Genomic DNA, 20,713 nt, shown 5'->3' with positions numbered 1-20,713 from the left:
GAAACAGTGCCGTTCCGACCCCTGCGCACCACCCTCGTGACGACCCTCGTGCTGTTACTCACCGCGGTCAGCACCCCGGCCGGTGCGACACCCGGACGCCACCCCGCCACCGGCGACGGCCTGGCGAACCTCCCCGCCGTCACGCCGGTGATGGCGTGCGCCGACGTAACCGGGCTGGACCTCGGCGACGGCGTGACCATCCAGTCGGCGACCGTCGTGACCACGGACGCGCCCTACTGCGAGGTCCGAGGCACGATCGCCCCGGCGAACACGATCGTGGTGCGGCTGCCGGTGAACGGCTGGACACAGCGTTACGTGCAGACCGGCTGCGGCGGTCTCTGCGGCAACGCCAACATCAACTTCCCGCAGGCGGCGGACTGCGTGCCGGTCGCCGAGGGCACGGTCGCGAGCGCCACCACCGACATGGGCCACCAGGGCGGCTTCGACGGGTCGTGGGCGGCGAACAACCCGCAGGCACAGATCGACTTCTCCTACCGGGCCGTGCACGAGACCGCCAGGGTCGCGAAGGCACTCATCAGGGCCTTCTACCACCGCCCGCCCGCCTACTCCTACTTCGACGGCTGCTCGGACGGCGGCCGCGAGGCCCTCATGGAGGCCCAGCGCTACCCGGGTGACTTCGACGGCATCGCGGCGGGGGCGCCTGCCAACAACATGGCGGTACAGAACACCTTCCACCACGCGTGGAACGTGCTGGCCAACAGGGACGCGGCGGGCGACTACATCCTGCTGGCCGACAAGCTGCCGCTCGTCCACAACGCCGTGCTGGGCGCCTGCGACGCCGTCGACGGCCTGGCCGACGGCCTGATCGACGACCCGCGGCGCTGCCACTTCGACCCGAACACCCTGCGGTGCGCGACCGGACAGGACCCGTCGACGTGCCTGTCCCCCGCCGAGGCGACGGTGGTCCGCAAGCTGCACGACGGCGCGACCGACGCGAGGGGCCGCAGGCTCGAACCGGCCATCGCCCACGAGTGGGGCTCGGAACGCGAGTGGACGCTGTTCGTGCCGACCGCACAGGGTCAGGTCGTCGGCAGTGAGAACTTCGCGTTGTCGTACCTGCGTTACCTCGCCGACCCGAACCACCCCAGGCCCGACTACCAGCTGAGCGACCTGGAGCTGACCGCCGAGTCGTTCTGGCGGACGGTGCTGCCCTCCTCCACGTACATGGCCGCACTGGACCCGGACCTGACCGCGTTCCAGCGGGGCGGCGGCAAGCTGCTGCTGTGGCACGGCTGGAACGACCAGCACATCTCGCCCCAGAACACGCTGCTGTACTACGACGCCATGCGCCGCACGATGGGCGCCCGGACCGTCGACCGCTTCGCGAAGCTCTACCTGTTCCCCGGCATGGCCCACTGCGGCGGTGGCGAGGGTCCCGGTGACTTCGACGTGCTCACCCCGGTGATGGCCTGGGTGGAGACCGGCACCGCGCCCAACAGGATCGTGGCGGGCAACGCCACCCGCACCCGCCCGGCGTACCCGTACCCGACGGTCGCCCGCTACGACGGCACCGGCAGCATCGACGACGCGGCCAACTTCGTCCCGCACACCCCCCACACCGTCGTCCGCGACGACGACAGCTGGGTGGGCCAGGGCCTGTTCTCCCACGGCTACCAGACCTCACCCCGAGCCGTGAACGGCAAGCTGGTCCTGTGACTCCACTGTGGATGGCGGCGTCCGTGCTTGACCTTGACACTGTGACAAGGTCTTCACTGGGTGCAGGAGGTGATCCCCATCAACTCGACACGGATGAACCCGCAGGTCAGGCGGCTGCTCGACGCGTTGGGCGCCGCCGCCACGTCGACGCGGCTGCAGGCGGCCCTGGCGGTGGGCACGCACCCGGACCCGGACGCCGTGGACGTGCTCGTGGCGCGGTGTGCGGTCGAACCGGACTTCTTCGTGCGCGACATGCTCACCTGGGCGTTGACCCGTCTCCCGAAGGCGATCACGGTGCCGAGGCTCCTCGCGGAGCTGGGGTCCGAGCACGCACAGGCCCGCAGCCAGGCGTTGCACACCCTGTCCAAGATCGGGGACGGCGACGCGTGGCCCGCGGTCACGCCGTCGTTGCTGCGTGACCCCGACGACGAGGTCGCGCGAACAGCGTGGCGTGCCGCAGTCGTGCTCGCGCCTGCCGGGGAGAGGAAGGCGCTGGCCGAGGAGCTGACCACGCAGCTCGGCCGAGGTGACCGCCACGTGCGGCTGAGCCTCAGCCAGGCACTCGTCGCGCTCGGTGAGGTGGCCGAGCCGGTCCTGCGGGGCGCGTTGGCGAGCGCCGACCCGGCGGTGCGTGCGCACGCCCGCGCCACCGAACGGCTCCTGCACGACCCCGACGCCGCGTTCGACCCCGCCGTCGACGAGGCGAAACGGGTCTTCACGCTCGGGCCGGACGGACCAGCGTGCTGATCGGCGAGGTCGCCCGCCGCTCGGGGGTGAGTACCCGGATGCTCCGGCACTACGACACCCTCGGGCTGGTGCGGCCGACCGGCCGCACCGTGGGTGGCTACCGCGAGTACGCCGCCGAGGACGTCCGCCGGATCTTCCACGTGGAGTGCCTGCGGTCCCTCGGGCTGTCGCTCCGCCAGGTCGCACGCGCGCTGGAGGACCCGGCCTTCGAGCCGTCCGCGCTGGTCGGCGACCTCATCCGGCGGACGGAGGACCGGCTGGAGCGCGAACAGGAGCTGCTCGACCGGCTCCGCGCGGTGGACGCGTCGGCGCCGGCGGGCTGGGAGGACGTCCTGCGCATCGTCGAGCTGCTTCGTGGGCTCGGCTCGCCGAGCGCCGCACGTCGGCAGCAGGCCGTCCTGTCCCCCGCCGAGGACGTGCCCGTCCCCACCGAGCTGCTGGCCGGCGCCGTCCTCACCGAGGCCGATCCGCACGTCGCGGGTGCCCTGCGGTGGGCACTCGCCCGGGCGGGCGGCGACGGTCTGGCGAGTGTGGCGCCCGGCATGCGTGCCGCCGACGCGGAGGTCCGGCGGCGCGCGGTCCTCGCGATCGCCGCGATGTCCGGTGACGAGTCGACCGCGGTGCTCGCCGAGGCACTCCGGGACCCGGACGCGACCGTGCGCAGGCACGCCGCGCTGGCGCTGGGCACGCGTGGGGTGACCGCGGCCGTGCCCACGCTCGTCGGCATGGTGGTCGACGGCACGAACGACGTCGAGGCGGCCGAGGTCCTCGGCGCGCTGTCACGGGACCCCGCCTGCGCGGACCGGGTCATGGCCGCACTGGTCGACGAGCTTGCCGCCCACCCCGAGGACCCGGCGGTGCGGATACGCCTGGCCCAGGCGCTGGCGGAGATGCCGGCCACCGCCGCGCGGGACGTCCTGCGGCGGCTGTCCCACGACGACGACCGGGCCGTCGCCCTCATCGCCTCGGCCCTCGCGGGCGTGCTCGACGGCTGAACCGTTGCCTGCGGGACGGGCGCACGAGGCGGCCGGTGCCACCATGCACCGCTGTCGGACACCCACGATGGCGCCGGACCCGACCCCGGCTCCTGGTCGGCCTGAACCTCGCGCGGCGTCCATCTCTGGTCCGTTCGTGATCCACGTCGGTTGACCATGATGGCGGTACGTTGTCCCACAGGGGGTCGATGGTCGGGGGCTGGACTACATGGACGTGCACGCCGGGCGTGCCGACGACGCGGAGACGCTGGTCTTCGTCAACTACCGCAGTGGCGACGGAGCGAGTCTCGCGGCTCTCCTGCACGCGGAGCTGTGCGGGCGGTTCGGTTCGGCCGCGGTGTTCCTCGACCACGAGTCCCTGCCGTTGGGGCGGAACTTCGCGCCGGTGCTGGTCAGCAGAGTGCGTGGCTGTGCGGTGTTGCTCGTCGTCGTCGGGGATCGCTGGCTCGACGGTGTCGTCGGGCAGCGGCGGATCGACGATCCCGAGGACTGGGTCCGCAGGGAGATCGTGGAGGCGCTGAACCACGACATGCCCGTGGTTCCCGTGTTGTTCGACGGCGCGAGGCTGTCGGCGGATCGGCTCCCCGCCGAGCTGGCGGCCCTGACCACCCTGCAGTACTTCGAGATTCGTGCCCGTCGGCTGCGGCAGGACGTCGTCGGCCTCGCCGACGAGCTGGCGCGCAGGATCCCACGCCTGCGTGGACGACCGAAGGCAGCGGTGGCGGAACTCGGACCACGTGACGGCCGGGGTCGGTCGGTGCTGTCGGTGGCGACGCTCAGGCCGGACCCGATGGCGGACCTGGCCGACCACGCGCTGGACTGGGTCGACCGCGTCGACGGCGCGTCGGCCTACCTCAGGCGCCGTCCGCTCGCCCCGGCGACCTGGGCGCAGTTGCAGGCCGACATCGAGGCGATACCGGAAAGTCTGCCGCACGATCGTCTCGAGGTGCTGGTGACCGGCAGTCTCCGGCAGGCGACGTCGTTCGCGGTGGGTGGCGCGCTCCGGATGGTCACCGGCATGGATGTCGCGGTCAGCCAGCGCGGCACGCTGTGGTCGTCCAGCCAGGGTTTCGACGCGCCCTCGGCACCCGTCGCGGTCACACACCACGTCGGGTCTGGCGAGGACCTGGCGGTGTCGATCGCGGTGGCGGTGGATCCGACCGACGACGTGCTCGCTTTCGTCAAGGTAGGGGGTTTGCCCGTTGAACGGCTCGTGTCCCTGTCTCCCGGGACAGGCATCCGGGACAACGCCATCGACAGCGCCGCCATGGCCGCCGCCTTCGCGCAGGGTTGTCGTGACGCCGTCAGGAAAGCGGCTCGCCACAGCCCACGCATTCACCTCTTCCTCGCGGGGCCGACGGGGCTGGCCCTGCTGCTGGGGCACCGGTGGAACCGGCTTCGCCCGACGCTCGTGTACGAGGACGTGCAGAGTGCCGTCGTCTACGAGCATGCCTTCACCCTCGACGCCTGAGGAAGACGCGACATGACGAAGACGGTGCGGATGACGTCCGAACCGGACCACGTCCAGAAGTACGTGGCCTACCACCTGGGACAGTCCTACAACCTGGTGCTGGTCGGATCGCGGAAGTACGGAGCCGCCGGTCCGGAGTCCGACTACGACTTCGTCGTGGCCTCGAAGGAGGCGGTCGTCTGGGAGGACCACTACGAACTGCTCCTCACGCATCTCGCCACGCTGCGGAGGAGAATCGTCGATGACGTCAGGAGATTCGCCGGAAGGGACGAGTACGTCACGCACCCCGGGGTGGGCGTCGGCTTCGGGTCGGTCATGGCGACGGTGGCGAACGGTCGAGTGGCGGTCAGGTTCTCGGTTCCGGTACCGCCGGAGTTCCCGTGCGACGTCGACGAGGAGTTCCTCAACCTCCGGGGCGACGACCGGGACCGGGCCAGGTACACGTACCGGCACGTCGACATCACCGCGGCAGTGGTGCCGTTCCCGGAACAACCGACGCTGGCAGCGGTTCGCAGTGCCACGTTCGAGTACGAGCGGGGATCCGAGGCGTACGCCCAGCTTCGCTGGATCCGTCTCGACAGGCCGCGCGGCTTCACGGTCGGGATCGCGAAGAGAGTGGAGGACGTCAAGTTCCACATCCGCGAGGCGACCGACAGCCTGGGCCACAAGGCGATGAGGCAGCTCTGCAAGACGGAGTACCAGGGTGGCAGGAAGACGAGGCACTGGCGAGTCGCCCAGGGCCACGGGCCTGTCGCGGACAACTCGTGGGACTTCGGTACCGACGCGATCGAGAGGAGCAGGGCGGGCGAGGCGATCACGACCTACCGTCCCGTCGTCTCCAGGTACGCGCTCGAAGTGCTCGTGGACAACTTCGCCAGGTACTCGGGAAAACGGTCCGTGGCGGTGTTGCACGAGGAGGGCGAGGCCTGGGGCAACCTCCTGAAGCCGTTGGAAGTCTTCATGAACGAGGCGTACTCCTGGGCGGCGGCCGCGCTCCGGGAAGGAACGCCGATTCGCGACCCCGGCGGAGAGGTCATCGAGTCGTTCTTCGTGGACAACTGTTTCGACTGTCTGACGGTCGGCCTCGACTGTCTCGTCAACGGGATCTGGAGCTACGAGGAGCCCGCTGCCGACCCGGAGCCGTCGAACCCGTGGGTTCGGGCGCCGGACCGCGCTCGTCACCTCCGCCATCCACCCTGGCCGCCGGAGTTCGGGCAACCGGCACCGCACAGGAACCCGCGACACGTGGGTGCGATCGCGGTGGCACTGCTGGCACTCTGCATCGGCCTGGTGGCCACGGTCCTGTCGGTCGCGGGAGGGACCAGGGTGGCCGGCAGTGCCGAGAAGGCCGCGGACCAGTACACGGTGTCGACCGAGGAACTCCCCCCGGCAACGGAGACCACGCCAGAAGCGCGACCGGTCACGCCGGCGGGGATCACCGACCAGGGCACCGCGGTGCTGCGATCGGCCATCGACGGCCTGGTGGCCGACGCGAACCCGGACAGCTCGCCGACGAGGATCCAGGCGAGCGAGCAAAGCCCGTACGACAACGCCCAACGCTGGACGCTCGGCCAGTCCGACCGGGGAACCTGGGTGTTCGTGACGGCAGCGGAGTTCGACGGCGACTACGCGATGACGTCGGGCGCCGACTCGTACGTGTACTTCGACGCGGCGGACAGCGGTGGGTCGCTGATCCAGTGGTCCTTCTTCGACGCGGGCGAGGGCTGGTACTACCTGGCCAACGACGACGGCTGCCTCACGACGGACGGTGTGCTGCGGCCGCTCACGGTCAGGCAGTGCGACGGTTCGACCGGGCAGCAGTGGCGGCTCGACGAGATCTCCCTTCCCGTGGGCGATGCGGTGGTACCCCGGGACCTGTCGGGGAAGGTGGCCGTCCTCGGCTCCGGCATGGCAGAGTTGGTCGTGGACCTCGACCAGCGCTTCCCGTTCGAAGGGCAGAAGGTCAAGACAGCCACGCGCGTCGAGGGAGAGATCGCACAGGAATGGCTGTTCCTCGGCCCTGACGGCGACAACCGGTGGGACTTCGAGACCACGGTCTCCCAGGAGCAGGAGGTCGCACCGACGATGGTCGTGAGACCGAACGCCGACAACGCGACGAACCTGACCGAGGTCGACGGCGTCGACCACCACTGGACCTTCCACGACGCGGGCGACGGCTGGTACTGGATCACCGACGAACAGGGCTGCCTCACCGCCCAGGGCGAGGAAGCGGCCATGACCGTCGCGAAGTGCACCGGCACCGACAACCAGAAATGGCAGCTGTTGTCGCCCTGAACCCGGGACGACGGAGGGGAACAACGGTGATCGACGAGAAGACCGGCTGGTACTTCGTGCACGCCTCGGTCAAGGCCGTGGTGGTCGACGACGGGAGCGTGCTGCTCTGCCGCACCCACCGCGACGACTGGGAGCTACCGGGCGGCTGGCCCGACCGGGCGGATCGCACCCTCGCCGACACGGTCGTGCGTGAGGTGCGCGAGGAGTGCGGCATCGAGGTCACCGCTGGTGACGTAATCCACGCCGACCTGTTCCGGGTCGGTGACAACCCGGTCGTCATCGTCGTGCTGGTCGCCACGCCGACGCGGCCGTACTCGCTCACGCACAGCGTGGAGCACCGTGAAACCCGGTTCTTTCCCACGGCGGAACTGCCGAGCCCGCTTCCTCCCGTCTACCGGGACGCCATCAGGAAGGCGGAGGCCCACGCCTGACGGAATCATTCCTCCCCGACGTGGTTCAGGTGGCGGTCCAGTGCCTCCGCCGACTTGCGGACGTGCCTCCTGGCCAGGCGTTCGGCCAGGTGCTGCTGCCCGCTCTCGATGGCGGCGATGATCTCCGCGTGCTCGACGAGCGACGTCGCGGGGCGGCCGGGCACGCGGGCGGACGTGGAGCGCCCCAGCTGGAGCTGGCCGATCATGTTCTCTGCGACGTGGCGCAGCCGCCCGTTTCCCGCCGCCTCGAGGATCTCCTGGTGGAACGACACGTCCAGCTCACCGTAACCGGGCAGGTCGCCCTCGACCACCGACGCGGTCTGGGCCGCCAGCAGCTGACGCAGCCGCGCGATCAGGACGCCGCGGGCGGGCAGCGCCGCGGCGCGCCTGGCCGCGATGCCGTCCAGGACCTCGCGCAGCTCGTACAGCTCCCGCATGTCGTCCCGGTCGACCTCGGGCACGAAGAAGCCCCGGTGCGGGCGCAGCACCAGGAACCCCTCCCGCTCCAGTGCGGTCAGCGCGACCTTCACCGGGGTGGCCGACAGGCCGAACTCCTCGCACAGCGGTCGGACGCTCACGTGCGCGCCCGGTGCCAACCGCCCACTGAGGATCGCCCTGCGCAGCTCCTCGTAGGCCATGTTGCTGAGGGTGCTCCTCGGTAGCGACATCGCCGTCCTCCGCTGGTCAGCGGCCACGAGTCGTCCGAAAGGACTACCGGAACGCGCGGCCTGGTCGACTCCGGGATGTCAACCCCGTCTCACGATATTAAATCTAAAATCAAGTGTTGCATCCATAGGATCACAGGTGTACGAAAAGTAGAGCGCCCGGAGAACCTCCGAGTCCCTGCCCGCCACGTGATACGGGGCGACAGCACCTGTCGTCCGTGGTACTCGCGCGCCCTCGTCCTGGGGCCCGCCCCTCACAACTGGATACCTCCTCCCCGCAAGGAGTGGAATCAATGCGCGCATCCCTCCGGAGATCGGCCGTGGTCCTCGCCGCGTCCGTCGCTCTGGTCGCGCCAGTGCTGCCGACGGCGTCGGCGGCACCCGCTATCCCCACCCCCGATCAGTACTTCGGCTTCCACATCGGCGCCGACGGACGGCTCGCCACCTGGGACAAGATGGTCCCGTACTTCAAGCAGATCGCCGACAAGAGCCCGAAGGTCAACTACGAGGAGATCGGCAGGACCACGCAGGACAACCCCTACGTGATGCTGACGATCTCGTCCAAGAAGAACCTCGACAACCTGGACCGGCTCGTCGAGATCAACCAGCGTCTGGCCGACCCCCGCGGCCTCAACCCCACCGACGCCGAGGCACTCGCCCGTGAGGGCAAGCCGTTCTACTACGTCCAGGCCGGCATCCACGCCAACGAGGTCGGCAACTCCCAGGCCATGATCGAGATCGCTCACCGGCTGGCCACGGAGAACTCGGCGACCATCAACAACATCCTGGACAACGCGGTCATCCTGATGGTCCCGTCGCAGAACCCGGACGGGCTGCGGCTGATCAACGACTACTTCGTCGCCACCGCGGGCACCAACTACAACCGGACGTACCCGGACCTGTACCAGAAGTACACCGGGCACGACGACAACCGCGACTGGTTCATGTTCACCCAGCAAGAGTCCAAGCTGATGGTGTCCATCCAGAACAAGTACCACCCGCAGGTGTTCCAGGACGCGCACCAGGCGGGCGCGGGCGCGCCACGCATGTTCACCCCGCCGTACCTGTCGCCGTACGACCCCAACATCGACCCCATCAACGTGCAGCAGACCAACACCATCGGTATGGCCATGCAGCGCGGGATGACGGCGGCCGACATGAAGGGCGTCGGCTGGGGCTCGACGTACGACTACTGGACGCCCTCGCGCCAGTACCAGGTCTACCACGGCGCCGCCCGTGTCCTGACCGAGGCCGCGAGCGTGTCCAACCTGGCCTACCCGCAGGTCGGCAGCGGCCCGCTCGGCCAGCAGGAGTCGGACATCAACTTCATCGAGCCGTACGACTCCAACACCTGGACGCTGCGCCAGATCGTGGACTACACGTCGCAGGCCTTCTACTCCGGTGCCGAGGCGCTGGCGAACGACGGCTACAACTTCATGAAGAACTTCTACAAGATCGGGACGAAGGCCACGCAGCGTGAAGGCGTCTTCGCCTACGTGATCCCGCCGAACCAGCGCGACCCGCAGGCGGTCAGGGACACCCTGGACATCCTGCACACCGGCGCGGTCGAGGTCCGGCAGGCCCAGGCCGACTTCACCGCCAACGGCAAGCAGTACCCGAAGGGCAGCTACATCGTCTACATGGCACAGCCGTACTCCGGTTTCGCCAAGACACTGCTGGAGGTGCAGCACTACCCGATGCTGCTCCAGTACCCGGGCGGCCCGCCACAGCGGCCGTACGACGTGACGGCACAGACGTTGCCGATGCTGCTGGGCTTCCAGGCGGACCTGATCCCGAACTCGTTCTCCGTGCAGACCAAGCTGCTCGACAAGATCACCCCGGAGGCGGTCACCATGCCCGCCGCGCCGGGTGAGGGCGGCGCGTACGTGGTCGGCCCGGAGTCCTACGGCGTCTACCAGATCGTGACGCGGCTCGAGGCACAGGGTGTGCCGACCTTCCGCGCGGCGACGCGGTTCACCGACGGCGGTCGCACGTTCCCGGCGGGTACTTTCATCGTGCCGCCGACCGGGCCGGCGCGGACGGTGCTGCAGAACCAGTCCAAGGCCACCGGTATCCCGGTGTACGCGATCTCCGACGTGCCGGCGATCGAGGGTTCACAGCTCAAGGAGGGGATGCGGATCGGCCTCATGAAGCCGCCGAACAACATCCAGTCCGGCTGGCTGATGTGGATGTTCGACCAGTACAAGGTCAAGTACTCGATCGTGAAGTCGACCGACTACAAGAACCTGGCGGGCAAGTTCGACGCCATCGTGATGCCGGACGGTGTCAGCAAGAACTCGATCGTGAACGGCCTCAACCCGGCGAGCTACCCGGCTCAGGACTGGTCGTGGGCGTTCGGTGTCGGCGAGGAGGGCTGGGCCCAGCTGCGTGGCTTCGTCACAGGCGGTGGCACGCTGGTCAGCTACGGCTCGGCGGCGACCACCGCGCAGCAGCTGTTCGAGCTGCCGATGGAGTCGGTGCTGCCGAGCAGCTCCTCGGTGTTCTACGGGCCGGGATCCCTGCTGAGCCAGGAGATCGACGCCAACGACCCGACGGGTTACGGCATGAACCCGAACAACCCGGTGTGGTTCGACGAGGACCGCGCCTTCCGCATCACCGACCAGACGAAGTACCCGTTCCACGTGGTCGGCAAGTACCCGGACAGCGGTAACCAGCTGCAGAGTGGCTGGCTCATCGGTGGCGAGTACCTGAACGGCGCGGTGAACACGGTCGACTGGACGGTCGGCAAGGGCTCTGTGGTCACCTTCGGCAACACCGCCGGGTTCCGCACCTGGAACCGCGGCGAGCAGAAGATGGTCTTCAACGCCCTGTTCGACGGCCCGTCGACGAAGCTGACCCCCGAGCAGTTCGCCAACCTGGGCAACTGAGTGACCGGTGCGGGGGCGCCTCGCCGCCCCCGCACCACCCCTCACGGAGGAAGGACCGTTGGTGCAGCCCTGGAACAGCGCACTGTCCCATCTGGAATGTGGCCGGTGCGGCACGCGGTACGACGCCGACAAGCCACAGAACCTGTGCGAGTGCGGCACTCCCCTGCTCGTCCGCTACGACCTCGACCAGGTCGGCCGTACGGTGTCCACGAAGGACATCGCGGGCAGGCCCAACGACCTGTGGCGATATCACGAGCTGTTGCCCGTGCGGGAACAACGCAACGTGGTGAGCCTCGGCGAGGGCATGACCCCGATCCTCCCGATCAGGGACTACGGCACGCGCATCGGCGTGCCGAACCTCCTCGTCAAGGACGAGGGGCTCCTGCCGACCGGCAGCTTCAAGGCACGTGGCGCCGCCGTCGGCATCTCCAGGGCACTCGAGCTGGGCATCGAGCGGATCACCATGCCCACCAACGGGAACGCGGGCGCGGCATGGGCGACCTACGCCGCCCGGGCCGGCATGAAGTCGCTGATCGTCATGCCGCAGGAGGCGCCGACGATCACCCGTATGGAGTGCGCGATGGCAGGCGCCCGTCTGTATATTGTGGACGGACTGATCGGTGACGCAGGCAAGATCGCCGGGCAGGCCGTGGCAGACGGCTGGTTCAACACCTCCACCCTCAAGGAGCCCTACCGCATCGAGGGCAAGAAGACCATGGGGTTGGAGATCGTCGAGCAGCTCGGCTGGCGGATGCCCGACGTGATCGTGTATCCGACCGGCGGCGGTGTCGGCCTGATCGGCATCCGCAAGGCACTCGACGAGCTGCTCACGCTCGGCTGGCTCACCGGCAGGCTGCCGAAGCTGGTCGCCGTGCAGGCCTCCGGCGTCGCACCGATCGTGCGCGCGTTCGAGGAGGGCGCGGAGACCGCGGAGCCGTGGGAGGACGCGAGCACCGTGGCCTTCGGCATCAACGTCGCCAGCGCGCTCGGCGACTTCCTCATCCTCTCGGCGATCCGGGACACCGGCGGCACCGCGGTAGCCGTTGACGACGCCGACATACTCGCCCACCAGGCGGCATGCGCTGCCGCCGAGGGCATGTTGATGTGCCCGGAGGGCGCGGCGACGCTCGCGGCGGTGGCGCAACTGAAGGACAAAGGCTGGCTCGACGGGTCGGAGGAGGTCGTGGTGCTCAACACCGGTAGCGACCTCAAGTATCCGCACACCGCGGCCTACGACGAGCCGCCGCTGCTCGCCAAGGACGCAGTGCTGCCATCATGAGAGAACCTGGGTCAACCGCCGGATCGGAATCAGGCCGAGTGCATCGCAGCCGCACCTCAGGGGAACGTGACGCAAGCCGGCCACGAGTACGTGGCCAAACAGGACCCTCCTTCCCGGACGTGCCCAACACCTCAAATTCCGGGGAGGCAGAACAGTCGGCGCCCATGGTCGAGATGCGCGACGTCCACAAGTCGTTCGGTGACGTTCACGTGCTCAACGGCGTCGACCTCACCGTCGACCGCGGTGAGGTGCTGGTGATCATCGGGCCGTCCGGTGGCGGCAAGAGCACCCTGCTGCGGTGTGTGAACCTGCTCGAGCCGGTGACCTCGGGCCAGGTGTTGCTCGAGGGGGACGAGATCAGCAGGCCGGGTGTCGACCTCGACCAGGTGCGTAGGCGCATCGGCATGGTGTTCCAGCAGTTCAACCTGTTCCCGCACCTGTCCGCCGTGGACAACCTCACCCTGGCGCCCCGCAAGCTGTTGGGGACGCCGCGTGCCGAGGCGGAGGAGCGGGCGCACACGTTGCTTGCCAGGGTCGGGCTGGCGGGCAAGGAGAAGAACTACCCGAGGCAGCTGTCCGGCGGGCAGCAGCAGCGGGTGGCGATCGCGCGGGCGCTGATGATGGACCCGCACGTGATGTTGTTCGACGAGGTGACCTCCGCGCTGGACCCCGAGCTGGTCAGCGAGGTGCTGGACGTCATGCGGGACCTCGCCCGCTCCGGCATGACGATGCTGTGTGTCACCCACGAGATGGGCTTCGCCCGTGAGCTCGGCGACCGTCTGGTGTTCGTGGACGGTGGCGTGATCGCGGAGCAGGGGCCGCCGGCAGAGTTGCTCGACGACCCGAACAACGACCGCACTCGCCAGTTCCTCCGCAAAGTGTTGCGGTAGCCCCGAAGGAGCTTTGACCAATGAGAGCACGACTCGGTCTGTTGATCGTCGCGTTGGGACTCGCCGTCGCCGGCTGCGGCAGCGACGACGGCGACGGTGGCGGCGGCAGCGGTGGGGGTGTCGCGGCGGCCGCCACGGACGGCAAGCCGGTGGATGTCGGCGCGCCGCTGCCCGCGACCATGAAGCAGAAGGGCACGCTCGCGATCGGCGTGAAGTGCGACTACCCGCCGTTCGGCTACATCGACGAGGCTGGCGACAACGCGGGCTTCGAGATCGACATCGCCCACCAGCTCGCCGCCTACGCCTTCGGCGACCCGGACAAGGTCGAGTTCACCTGCGTCACCGGCTCGAACCGGGTGCCGTTCCTCACCACCAACAAGATCGACCTGATCATGGCGACGATGAACTACACGCCGGAGCGCGCGCAGACCATCGACTTCACCGAGCCGTACTTCGCCGCGGGCGTGAAGATGCTGGTGCCAGCCGACTCGGATGTCAAGGACTGGGACGACCTCGACGGCAAGCAGGTCATCACCATCAAGGGCGCCACGGCGAGCCTGTGGCTCACCCAGTGCGTGCCCGGCGCGCAGCAGACGCAGTTCGAGCAGACCAGCGAGGCGGTCACCGCGCTGTCGCAGAACCGGGCGGTCGCGTTCGCGCAGGACGACACGCTGCTCGTCGACCTGGCCACGAAGAACAAGAACACCAAGGTCGTCGGCGAGGAGAAGGCCGCGAGCCCGTGGGGCATGGGCGTGCGCAAGGGCGACACCGAGACGAAGGCCTGGGTCGACGGAGCCATCAAGAAGCTCCAGGACGACGACTGGTTCTGGAAGTCGTTCCAGAAGACCGTGACCGACAAGGAGGTGCAGCAGCAGTTCTCGAAGGTGCTGCCGCGCCCCGACAACGACCTCGAGTACCCGACCGGCTCGACGATGGCGTGCTGACGGTCCACACAGGACGTCGGCCCGGGCTCCGGCAGGGAGGCTCCGGGTCGCCGATCGGAGGCGGGCGGCACGCGTCGTCAGGACGCGACGCGTGTCGTTCGCCCCACCCATCGAGGTGAGAGCGTGTGAACTACGACTTCCAGTTCGGCTTCGTCTTCGACCACCTGCCCGAGCTCGGCGAGGGACTGCTGCGAACGCTCGCGATCAGCGCGATCGGCATGGCGGGCTCGCTGGTCGTCGGCCTCGTGCTCGGCGCGGCCGCCGCGCTGCGGATACCGGTGCTGCGGCAGCTGATCAGCGTGTACGTGGAGGTCTTCCGCAACACCCCGCTGCTCGTGCAGATCTTCTTCCTGTACTTCGCGCTGCCCGACGCGGGCCTGCAGCTGTCCGGGTTCACGGTCGGCTGGCTGTCGCTCCTGCTGTGGGGCGGGGCCTACACGGTCGAGAACTTCCGCGCCGGGTTCGAGGCCGTCGAGCACGGGTACGTGGAGGCGTGCCGTGCGCTCGGGTTCTCACGGCTGTCCGCGTTCCGGCAGACGAACCTGCCGCTGGGCTGGCGGATCGCGTTGCCTTCCGTCACGAACATCCTCGTGTCGGTGTTCAAGAACTCGTCGTTCATGATCGCGATCAGCTACCCGGAGCTGACCGACACCGCGATCGGGATCGTGGCGGTGAGCTTCCGGGTGTTCGAGCTGTTCATCGCGATCGGCGTCGTCTACCTGGGGCTGGTGTGGCTGATGTCGCTCGGCACCCAGGTCGTCGAGCGGCGCTTCGCGATCCCGGGAGGGCACTGACATGCCGAGGTGGGTCGAGCCGGTCGCGTCCTACGTGGCGCAGGGGTTGTGGACGACGCTGTTGCTCGCACTGGTCAGCGTCGTCGCGAGCGTGCTCGTCGGCACGGTGCTCGGCACGCTGATGACGCTGCCGTCCGTGGTGGTGCGCGGCGGCATCCGCGTGTACGTCGAGGTGTGGCGAGGGCTGCCGATCATCATCACGCTGTTCTTCATCTTCTTCGTGCTGCCCGTACTGGGCCTGGACGTGAACACGTTCGTCGCGGCGGCGATCGGGCTGACGCTGTGGGGCAGCGCGAACGTCGCCGAGGTCGTCCGGGGCGCGGTCCAGTCCGTCCCACGTGGACAGTCGGAGGCCGCGGCGGCGCTCGGCTTCCCGTGGCCGCGCCGGATGCGGCACGTGATCCTCCCCCAGGCCACCCGACGGGCGCTGCCCCCGCTCGTCGGGCTGGTCGTCAACCTGGTGCAGCAGACGTCCCTGGCCGCGGTGATCGGGCTGCTCGACATCCTCGAGGCGTCGCAGCGGTCGATCGAACGGCTGACGCTGTCGGGCGGCGAGACCCACGCGGTGCCCATCCTCGGTGCCGTGCTCGTGGTGTTCTTCGTGCTGTGCCTTCCCCTCACCATGTTGTCCCGCCGGCTCGAACGGGTACTGCGATGAGAAAAGTCCTTGCTGTCGTGCTGTTCCTGGCACTGACCGGCTGCTCGGCGAACTCCGGGCAGGACCCGGCCGACCTGGCCCCGCCCGACACGATCTCGCGCTTTCCGAGCACCGACGCGGTGCCGCCGTCGGCGGTGGCGAGGGAGAACGGCCAGACGGTCGCCGCCGCGCTGCCGACCGACGCCGAGGTCACGGGCCTCACCCGCCCGGCCACACCCCCGCCGACCACGCTCGAGCTGTGCCCGACCGCGCCCCGCGAGGTGCCCTCGTCACTGGTGCACGCGGCCGGATACTGGTCTAACGGCGGCCGGTCGCTGGCGGTGGTCACCGTGCTGGACCAGAAGACCCCCGCCGACCAGCTCCTGGCGACGCTGACCCCGCAGGACTGCCCCGACAAGGACGACGAGGGCAGCTCCTACCTCTACGACCGCCAGCCCTACGAGACCCCGGACGGCTGGACCGGCACGCTGAACACCAGTCTCCGCACGGAGGCGACCGGCACCCGGTCCTACGAGGCGATCTACCTGCTGTCGAAGAACCAGGCACTGGTCAACGTCGTGGCAGGCGGGCCGGTCGGCCCGACGGTCAACTTCGACCCTGCCGTCGACGAGACGGCGGCGCACTACCTGCAGCTGGTGCTGGACCGCTTCGCCGCGTGAGGGCACCTCCCCGCCCGCTACCCTCGGGTGGGGAGGTGCCGGATGAAAGCGCTCGACCGTGCCGGGCCGGAGCCGCTGTGGCGGCAGCTCCAGCACGACCTGCTCAGCCGGGTCGAGTCCGGCGAGTTCAGCGACTCCTTCCCCGGTGAGCTGACGCTGGTGGAGGAGTACAACGTCAGCAGGCACACGGTCCGCCAGGCACTGCAACGGCTGCGCAGCGACGGCCTGGTCCTCGCGACGCGCGGCCGTCAGCCCCGGGTGGCGCCGCTGCCGGAGATCGCCCAGCCCGTCGGGGCGCTGTACAGCCTCTTCGCGTCGGTGGAGGAGGCCGGGCTCGACCAGCGCAGTGTCGTGCAGTCCTTCGACGTCCGCGCGGACGCGCTGGTCGCCGAGCGGCTCGACCTCGAGGCGTCGACGCCGCTGGTCTACCTCGCACGGCTGCGCATGGCAGGCGACGCGCCGCTGGCGCTCGACCGGGTGTGGCTGCCCGCGTCGGTGGCCAGGCCGTTGCTGGAGGCGGACTTCGCACACACCAGCCTGTACGGCGAGCTGACGAAGCGGACCGGGACCAGGATCGAGCACGGCCGCGAGGAGATCAGGGCCGTGATCCCGACACCGGGGGAACGCGCCCAGCTCAGGTGCCCGCACGACGTCGCCGCGTTCTCGGTCAACCGGCTCGGGTTCGTCGGGCAGCGGAAGGTGGAGTGGCGGCACACGCTGGTGCGGGCGGACCGGTTCGCGCTGACGGCGACCTACTCGGCGAACGCGGGCTACCGGCTGCGCTCCACCTAGAGCGTGCCGGTGACGGCCTGCAGGCCGAGGCTCGAAGCGGCGACGGCGAGCCAGAGCAGGCCGCCGAGCAGCAGGGGGCGCACGCCCGCGGCACGCATGTCGGACAGCCGAAGTGAGAGTCCGATCCCGGCCAGTGCCGTGGTGATCAGGAAGGTGCCCACCGCAGCGATCGCCGCGTGCCACGCCACCGGGACCACGCCGACCGTGGCGAGCGTGGCCGTGGCGAGGAAGCCGAGCAGGAACACCGGCACGATCCTGCGCCAGGGCAGGCTGACCTCGCCGCCGGTGGCGGACCGCCGGGCGGTGAGGACGGCGAGCACGACGACGATCGGGATGAGCATCAGCGTGCGGGTGAGCTTGACGACGACACCGAACGTGCCCGCGTCGCCGCCGTAGGCGAAGGAGGCGGCGACGACCGACGACGTGTCGTTGACGGCCGTGCCCGCCCAGAGTCCGAACGCGTGCGGGTTCATGCCGAGCAGGTGGCCGATGGGCGGGAAGAGCAGCACCGCCACGATGTTGAAGGTGAAGATCGTCCCGAGGGCGTAGGCGACGTCGGCCTGTCGTGGTTTGATCACCGCGCTGGTGGCGGCGATCGCCGAGGCGCCGCAGATGCCCGTGCCGACGGCGATCAGCGTCTGCGTGTCACCCCGGACGCCCAGCAGGCGGCCGAGCAGGAACGCCCCGCCGAGTGCGACGGTCAGTGTGCCGAGCATGACCGGCAGCGACCCGACCCCGACCGCCACGACCTGCCGCAACGACAGCCCGGCCCCGAGCACGACGATGGACAGCTGCAGGACGGTCCGTCCCGCGACGGCGTAGCCGGCCGCGAGGCGTTGTCCTCGGCAGGCGGGTATCGCCGCACCGGCCAGCGCACCGAGCACCACGCCGAACACGGGGGCGCCCACCAGGGGAAAGAGGGTCCCGACGACGGTGGCGGCGATCGCGACCAGCACCGCGACCGCCAGCCCCGGGGCGACCCGCACTGCCCAGTGCCGCGGTCCGGCCTCGAATCGGGCCTCTGCCACCACCATGAGCTACCTGCCAGCTGTCCGTACATTCAGGCTCCAGTATGTACGTACATTAGCTCGCACGGGAGAAGAAGTCGATGCCGTAACACCTGAACCCGAACAGCGACTCCCCTAGTGCAGGGGCGTGGCGCCCATCCCGCCGGGTGACCCCCAGGCTCGGTTGTGTGACACGGCACGCGCCCCTGCACTGTGCTCGGGCCGCCGGGGCTCGGCGTGCGCCCGGCTGCTGGTCACCCGCGCGGGTCGACCTCCTCGATCACCTCGTACAGGCCCGGGTGTGCCTTGACGCCCGCGATGCGTTGCCCGGCCGGGGTGAAGTTCCTGAACACGGCGCGGTAGGCCTCGACGTCCTGCCACAGTGCGATGTTGACGTACTGGAAGGTGGTGTCGTTCAGACCCGTGTTGCGGTGCAGGCGGGTCTGGACGAAGCCCGGTGCGGTGGCGAAGTGGTCGACGGTCTCGCGCCACGCCTGGAGAAAAGCCTCCTCCTCGTCCTGCGGCACGATGAAGCTGTTGATGAGCGTGACGGTCATGGTTGTCTCCTCTGGTCGGTCACGGTGACGACGATCCGGCCACGAACGTGGCCGGACGCGCTCACGACCTGGGCCGCTCCGGCCTGAGCGAGTGGGAAGGTCCTGGTGACGGGCAGCGTGAGCCGCCCGGCCGCCACCAGGCGTGCGCCCTCGCGTAGGGCATGGGTCTTGTCCAGGCCGACACCGGTGGACACTCGTGCGCCGTGGCGGGTGGCGGTGAAGTCGGCGATGGACACGACCCTGGTGGGATCGCCGGTCAGTGCCACCAGCTCGGCGATGACCCCCGACCCGGCGATGTCCACAGCGGCATCCACCCCGGAGGTCAGGAGCGCGTGGATCCTGTCCACCAGGCCGGGACCGTAGACGACGGGAACGGCACCCAGCGAGGCGACATAGTCCTGGTTGGACGGACCCGCCACGCCGACGACGGTGGCGCCCCGGTCGACGGCGAACTGGACGGCGGCCGACCCCACGCCACCGCTGGCCCCGTTGACCACGACGGTGTGCCCGCCACGCACACCAACGTCGTCGAGCACCCGCAACGCGGTCTCGAACGGGGTGGCGAAGCCGGCCGCCTCCTCGAAGCACACTCCTGGCGGCAGCGGTGCCCACGAGGTGAGCACGGCGTGTTCGGCGTAGGTCTCCCGACCGGAGCCGAACACCGCGTCCCCGACCCGGACGTCGGTCACCCCGACGCCGACCTCGTCGACGATCCCGGCGGCGTCCCCGCCGACACCCGCGGGCAGCCGGAGCGGTCGGACCTCCCGCAGCAGGCCCTGGCGCGTCTTCCATTCGAGGCCGTTCACGCCCGCCGCGCGCACCTCGACGCGTACCTGGCCCGCCGGCGCGTGCGGCGCCTCGACCTCCGCCAGCTCCAGGACCTCCGGCCCGCCGTAACGGGTGAATCGCACAGCCTTCACGAGTCCAGGATCGGTCTCAGGCGGCGGATCGCGAACTGTCACACGTCGTTTTGCGGGAATCCGGCATCATGTCGAGCATGGAGCGGGAATCAGTCACGCTGGACGACGTCGACCGCAAGCTGCTGCACGCTCTGCACCTCGACGGCCGAGCGTCGTTCGCGCGGGTCGGCGAGGTGATCGGTGTGTCCGACCGGACGGTCGCACGCCGTTACGCGCGGCTTCGCGACCGCGGGGTGATGAACCTGGTGGGGGTCGTCGACGCCAGTCGTGTCGACGGGGCCGAGTGGGTCGTGCGCCTCCAGTGCAGGCCGGGCTCCGCCCTGCGGATCGCCGAGGCCCTCGCCCAGCGCGACGACACCCGGTGGGTCGCCCTGCTCTCCGGCGGCACCGAGATCTGCGCCAGCCTGCGAGCGTGGTCGGCGCGTGAGCGTGACGAGCTGATCCTGCAACGACTGCACCGGACCGCGCCGGTGGTGTCCGTCACCGCGCACAGTGTGCTGAACGTCTTCAGCACCGCCCGGCACGGGTTCGAGGGGCCCGGAGCGCTCACCCCCGACCAGGTCGCCGCCCTGCGACCCACGTACGACACCGGCACCGACACCCTGGTCGACGCCGACCGGCCCCTGCTGGAGGCACTCGCGGTCGACGGTCGGGCGGCGTACCCAGCGCTCGCGGCCGCGACCGGCTGGTCGGAGTCGACGGTCGCCCGCCGCGTCCAGGCACTGCGCGCGGCCGACCTGCTTCGTTTCGACCTCGACGTCGACGCGGCAGCGCTCGGCTACCACGCCCAGGCGCACCTCTGGGTCGGGGTGCCGCCCGCGCATCTCGCGCAGACCGGTGCCGCCATCGCCACCCACCCCGAGGTCGCCTTCTGCGCCGCCACCACCGGACCGACGAACCTGCTCGTCTCCGCCGTCTGCCGCGACGACCGGGACCTCTACCGCTACCTCACCGAACGCCTCGCCACCCTGCCGTCGATCGGCGAGGTCCAGACCGCGCCCGTGATCCGGGTCGTCAAGCGTGCCGGCCACCGGGCCTGATCCC

The 20,713-nt window shown here is 69.7% G+C and carries 19 protein-coding genes; 15 read left to right on the top strand and 4 right to left on the bottom strand.

All coding sequences use genetic code 11. From position 1 onward, the window contains the following. Positions 1-6: 6 nt before the first annotated feature. The 6 genes from CLV71_RS22675 to CLV71_RS22650 all read left to right on the top strand — a co-directional run bounded on the left by CLV71_RS22675 (position 7) and on the right by CLV71_RS22650 (position 7,616). Positions 7-1,677, top strand: coding sequence for a tannase/feruloyl esterase family alpha/beta hydrolase (locus tag CLV71_RS22675; RefSeq protein ID WP_133904848.1), 1,671 nt, complete (start codon positions 7-9; stop codon positions 1,675-1,677). 93 nt (positions 1,678-1,770) lie between these two features. Further along, positions 1,771-2,424 (top strand): HEAT repeat domain-containing protein, encoded by a 654-nt coding sequence (locus tag CLV71_RS22670; RefSeq protein ID WP_208297709.1) that lies wholly within the window; start codon positions 1,771-1,773, stop codon positions 2,422-2,424. Continuing rightward, positions 2,418-3,419, top strand: coding sequence for a HEAT repeat domain-containing protein (locus CLV71_RS22665; protein WP_133904846.1), 1,002 nt, complete (start codon positions 2,418-2,420; stop codon positions 3,417-3,419). Before CLV71_RS22670 ends, CLV71_RS22665 begins: the two co-directional genes overlap by 7 nt. Before the next feature lie 208 nt (positions 3,420-3,627). Continuing rightward, on the top strand, positions 3,628-4,890 hold the full coding sequence (locus CLV71_RS22660; protein ID WP_208297689.1) for an SAVED domain-containing protein: 1,263 nt from the start codon (positions 3,628-3,630) through the stop codon (positions 4,888-4,890). Positions 4,891-4,902: 12 nt separating this feature from the next. Continuing rightward, positions 4,903-7,185, top strand: coding sequence for an RICIN domain-containing protein (locus tag CLV71_RS22655; protein WP_133904845.1), 2,283 nt, complete (start codon positions 4,903-4,905; stop codon positions 7,183-7,185). A gap of 26 nt (positions 7,186-7,211) precedes the next feature. After that, positions 7,212-7,616: an NUDIX domain-containing protein gene (locus CLV71_RS22650; protein WP_166664211.1), complete on the top strand. Its 405-nt coding sequence runs from the start codon at positions 7,212-7,214 to the stop codon at positions 7,614-7,616. A gap of 5 nt (positions 7,617-7,621) precedes the next feature. Here the strand turns inward: CLV71_RS22650 and CLV71_RS22645 are convergent, their stop codons facing one another. Continuing rightward, positions 7,622-8,284: a GntR family transcriptional regulator gene (locus tag CLV71_RS22645; RefSeq protein WP_133904843.1), complete on the bottom strand. Its 663-nt coding sequence runs from the start codon at positions 8,282-8,284 to the stop codon at positions 7,622-7,624. A 290-nt stretch (positions 8,285-8,574) separates the two neighbouring features. Here CLV71_RS22645 and CLV71_RS22640 point away from each other — a divergent pair, with 290 nt between their 5' ends. From CLV71_RS22640 to CLV71_RS22605, 8 genes are all read left to right on the top strand, one after another. Beyond that, entirely contained in the window at positions 8,575-11,169 is a 2,595-nt protein-coding gene (locus CLV71_RS22640) for a M14 family metallopeptidase (RefSeq protein ID WP_133904842.1), read from the top strand. Between the two features lie 61 nt (positions 11,170-11,230). After that, the gene (locus CLV71_RS22635; protein ID WP_208297688.1) at positions 11,231-12,448 is read left to right on the top strand and encodes a threonine synthase; all 1,218 of its coding nucleotides are present in this window, start codon (positions 11,231-11,233) and stop codon (positions 12,446-12,448) included. Between the two features lie 164 nt (positions 12,449-12,612). After that, complete coding sequence (locus CLV71_RS22630) at positions 12,613-13,338, top strand: amino acid ABC transporter ATP-binding protein (protein WP_133904840.1); 726 nt, start codon at positions 12,613-12,615, stop codon at positions 13,336-13,338. 20 nt (positions 13,339-13,358) lie between these two features. Next, the gene (locus CLV71_RS22625) at positions 13,359-14,282 is read left to right on the top strand and encodes a transporter substrate-binding domain-containing protein (protein ID WP_133904839.1); all 924 of its coding nucleotides are present in this window, start codon (positions 13,359-13,361) and stop codon (positions 14,280-14,282) included. 125 nt (positions 14,283-14,407) lie between these two features. Then, on the top strand, positions 14,408-15,076 hold the full coding sequence (locus tag CLV71_RS22620; protein ID WP_133904838.1) for an amino acid ABC transporter permease: 669 nt from the start codon (positions 14,408-14,410) through the stop codon (positions 15,074-15,076). A 1-nt stretch (position 15,077) separates the two neighbouring features. Then, on the top strand, positions 15,078-15,734 hold the full coding sequence (locus CLV71_RS22615) for an amino acid ABC transporter permease (RefSeq protein ID WP_133904837.1): 657 nt from the start codon (positions 15,078-15,080) through the stop codon (positions 15,732-15,734). Further along, complete coding sequence (locus CLV71_RS22610) at positions 15,731-16,393, top strand: hypothetical protein (RefSeq protein WP_133904836.1); 663 nt, start codon at positions 15,731-15,733, stop codon at positions 16,391-16,393. The genes CLV71_RS22615 and CLV71_RS22610 overlap by 4 nt, the downstream gene beginning before the upstream one ends. Before the next feature lie 42 nt (positions 16,394-16,435). Next, positions 16,436-17,185, top strand: a complete 750-nt coding sequence (locus CLV71_RS22605) for a GntR family transcriptional regulator (protein WP_133904835.1) — start codon at positions 16,436-16,438, stop codon at positions 17,183-17,185. Here CLV71_RS22605 and CLV71_RS22600 read toward each other — a convergent pair. The 3 genes from CLV71_RS22600 to CLV71_RS22590 all read right to left on the bottom strand — a co-directional run bounded on the left by CLV71_RS22600 (position 17,182) and on the right by CLV71_RS22590 (position 19,669). Continuing rightward, positions 17,182-18,213 (bottom strand): YeiH family protein, encoded by a 1,032-nt coding sequence (locus CLV71_RS22600; protein WP_243866637.1) that lies wholly within the window; start codon positions 18,211-18,213, stop codon positions 17,182-17,184. The two genes, CLV71_RS22605 and CLV71_RS22600, sit on opposite strands and share 4 nt — an antisense overlap. A gap of 233 nt (positions 18,214-18,446) precedes the next feature. Continuing rightward, positions 18,447-18,749: an antibiotic biosynthesis monooxygenase family protein gene (locus tag CLV71_RS22595; RefSeq protein WP_133904833.1), complete on the bottom strand. Its 303-nt coding sequence runs from the start codon at positions 18,747-18,749 to the stop codon at positions 18,447-18,449. Continuing rightward, the gene (locus CLV71_RS22590; RefSeq protein WP_208297687.1) at positions 18,746-19,669 is read right to left on the bottom strand and encodes an NADP-dependent oxidoreductase; all 924 of its coding nucleotides are present in this window, start codon (positions 19,667-19,669) and stop codon (positions 18,746-18,748) included. Before CLV71_RS22590 ends, CLV71_RS22595 begins: the two co-directional genes overlap by 4 nt. Before the next feature lie 77 nt (positions 19,670-19,746). Between CLV71_RS22590 and CLV71_RS22585 the strand changes: the two genes are divergently transcribed. Next, positions 19,747-20,709 (top strand): Lrp/AsnC family transcriptional regulator, encoded by a 963-nt coding sequence (locus tag CLV71_RS22585; RefSeq protein WP_133904832.1) that lies wholly within the window; start codon positions 19,747-19,749, stop codon positions 20,707-20,709. Positions 20,710-20,713: the final 4 nt, after the last annotated feature.

Source organism: Actinophytocola oryzae (assembly GCF_004364325.1).
In the GTDB taxonomy this organism is placed as follows: domain Bacteria; phylum Actinomycetota; class Actinomycetes; order Mycobacteriales; family Pseudonocardiaceae; genus Actinophytocola; species Actinophytocola oryzae.
This window is presented reverse-complemented; position numbering and strand designations above follow the sequence as displayed.

Excerpts from the sequence above, each read along its gene's own strand:
- CLV71_RS22660 (WP_208297689.1), top strand. The coding sequence starts at position 3,628 with ATGGACGTGCACGCCGGGCGTGCCGACGACGCGGAGACGCTGGTCTTC.
- CLV71_RS22630 (WP_133904840.1), top strand. The coding sequence starts at position 12,613 with ATGGTCGAGATGCGCGACGTCCACAAGTCGTTCGGTGACGTTCACGTG.
- CLV71_RS22610 (WP_133904836.1), top strand. The coding sequence starts at position 15,731 with ATGAGAAAAGTCCTTGCTGTCGTGCTGTTCCTGGCACTGACCGGCTGC.
- CLV71_RS22645 (WP_133904843.1), bottom strand. The coding sequence starts at position 8,284 with ATGTCGCTACCGAGGAGCACCCTCAGCAACATGGCCTACGAGGAGCTG.
- CLV71_RS22640 (WP_133904842.1), top strand. The coding sequence starts at position 8,575 with ATGCGCGCATCCCTCCGGAGATCGGCCGTGGTCCTCGCCGCGTCCGTC.
- CLV71_RS22615 (WP_133904837.1), top strand. The coding sequence starts at position 15,078 with ATGCCGAGGTGGGTCGAGCCGGTCGCGTCCTACGTGGCGCAGGGGTTG.
- CLV71_RS22595 (WP_133904833.1), bottom strand. The coding sequence starts at position 18,749 with ATGACCGTCACGCTCATCAACAGCTTCATCGTGCCGCAGGACGAGGAG.
- CLV71_RS22605 (WP_133904835.1), top strand. The coding sequence starts at position 16,436 with ATGAAAGCGCTCGACCGTGCCGGGCCGGAGCCGCTGTGGCGGCAGCTC.
- CLV71_RS22670 (WP_208297709.1), top strand. The coding sequence starts at position 1,771 with ATGAACCCGCAGGTCAGGCGGCTGCTCGACGCGTTGGGCGCCGCCGCC.
- CLV71_RS22625 (WP_133904839.1), top strand. The coding sequence starts at position 13,359 with ATGAGAGCACGACTCGGTCTGTTGATCGTCGCGTTGGGACTCGCCGTC.
- CLV71_RS22585 (WP_133904832.1), top strand. The coding sequence starts at position 19,747 with ATGGAGCGGGAATCAGTCACGCTGGACGACGTCGACCGCAAGCTGCTG.
- CLV71_RS22655 (WP_133904845.1), top strand. The coding sequence starts at position 4,903 with ATGACGAAGACGGTGCGGATGACGTCCGAACCGGACCACGTCCAGAAG.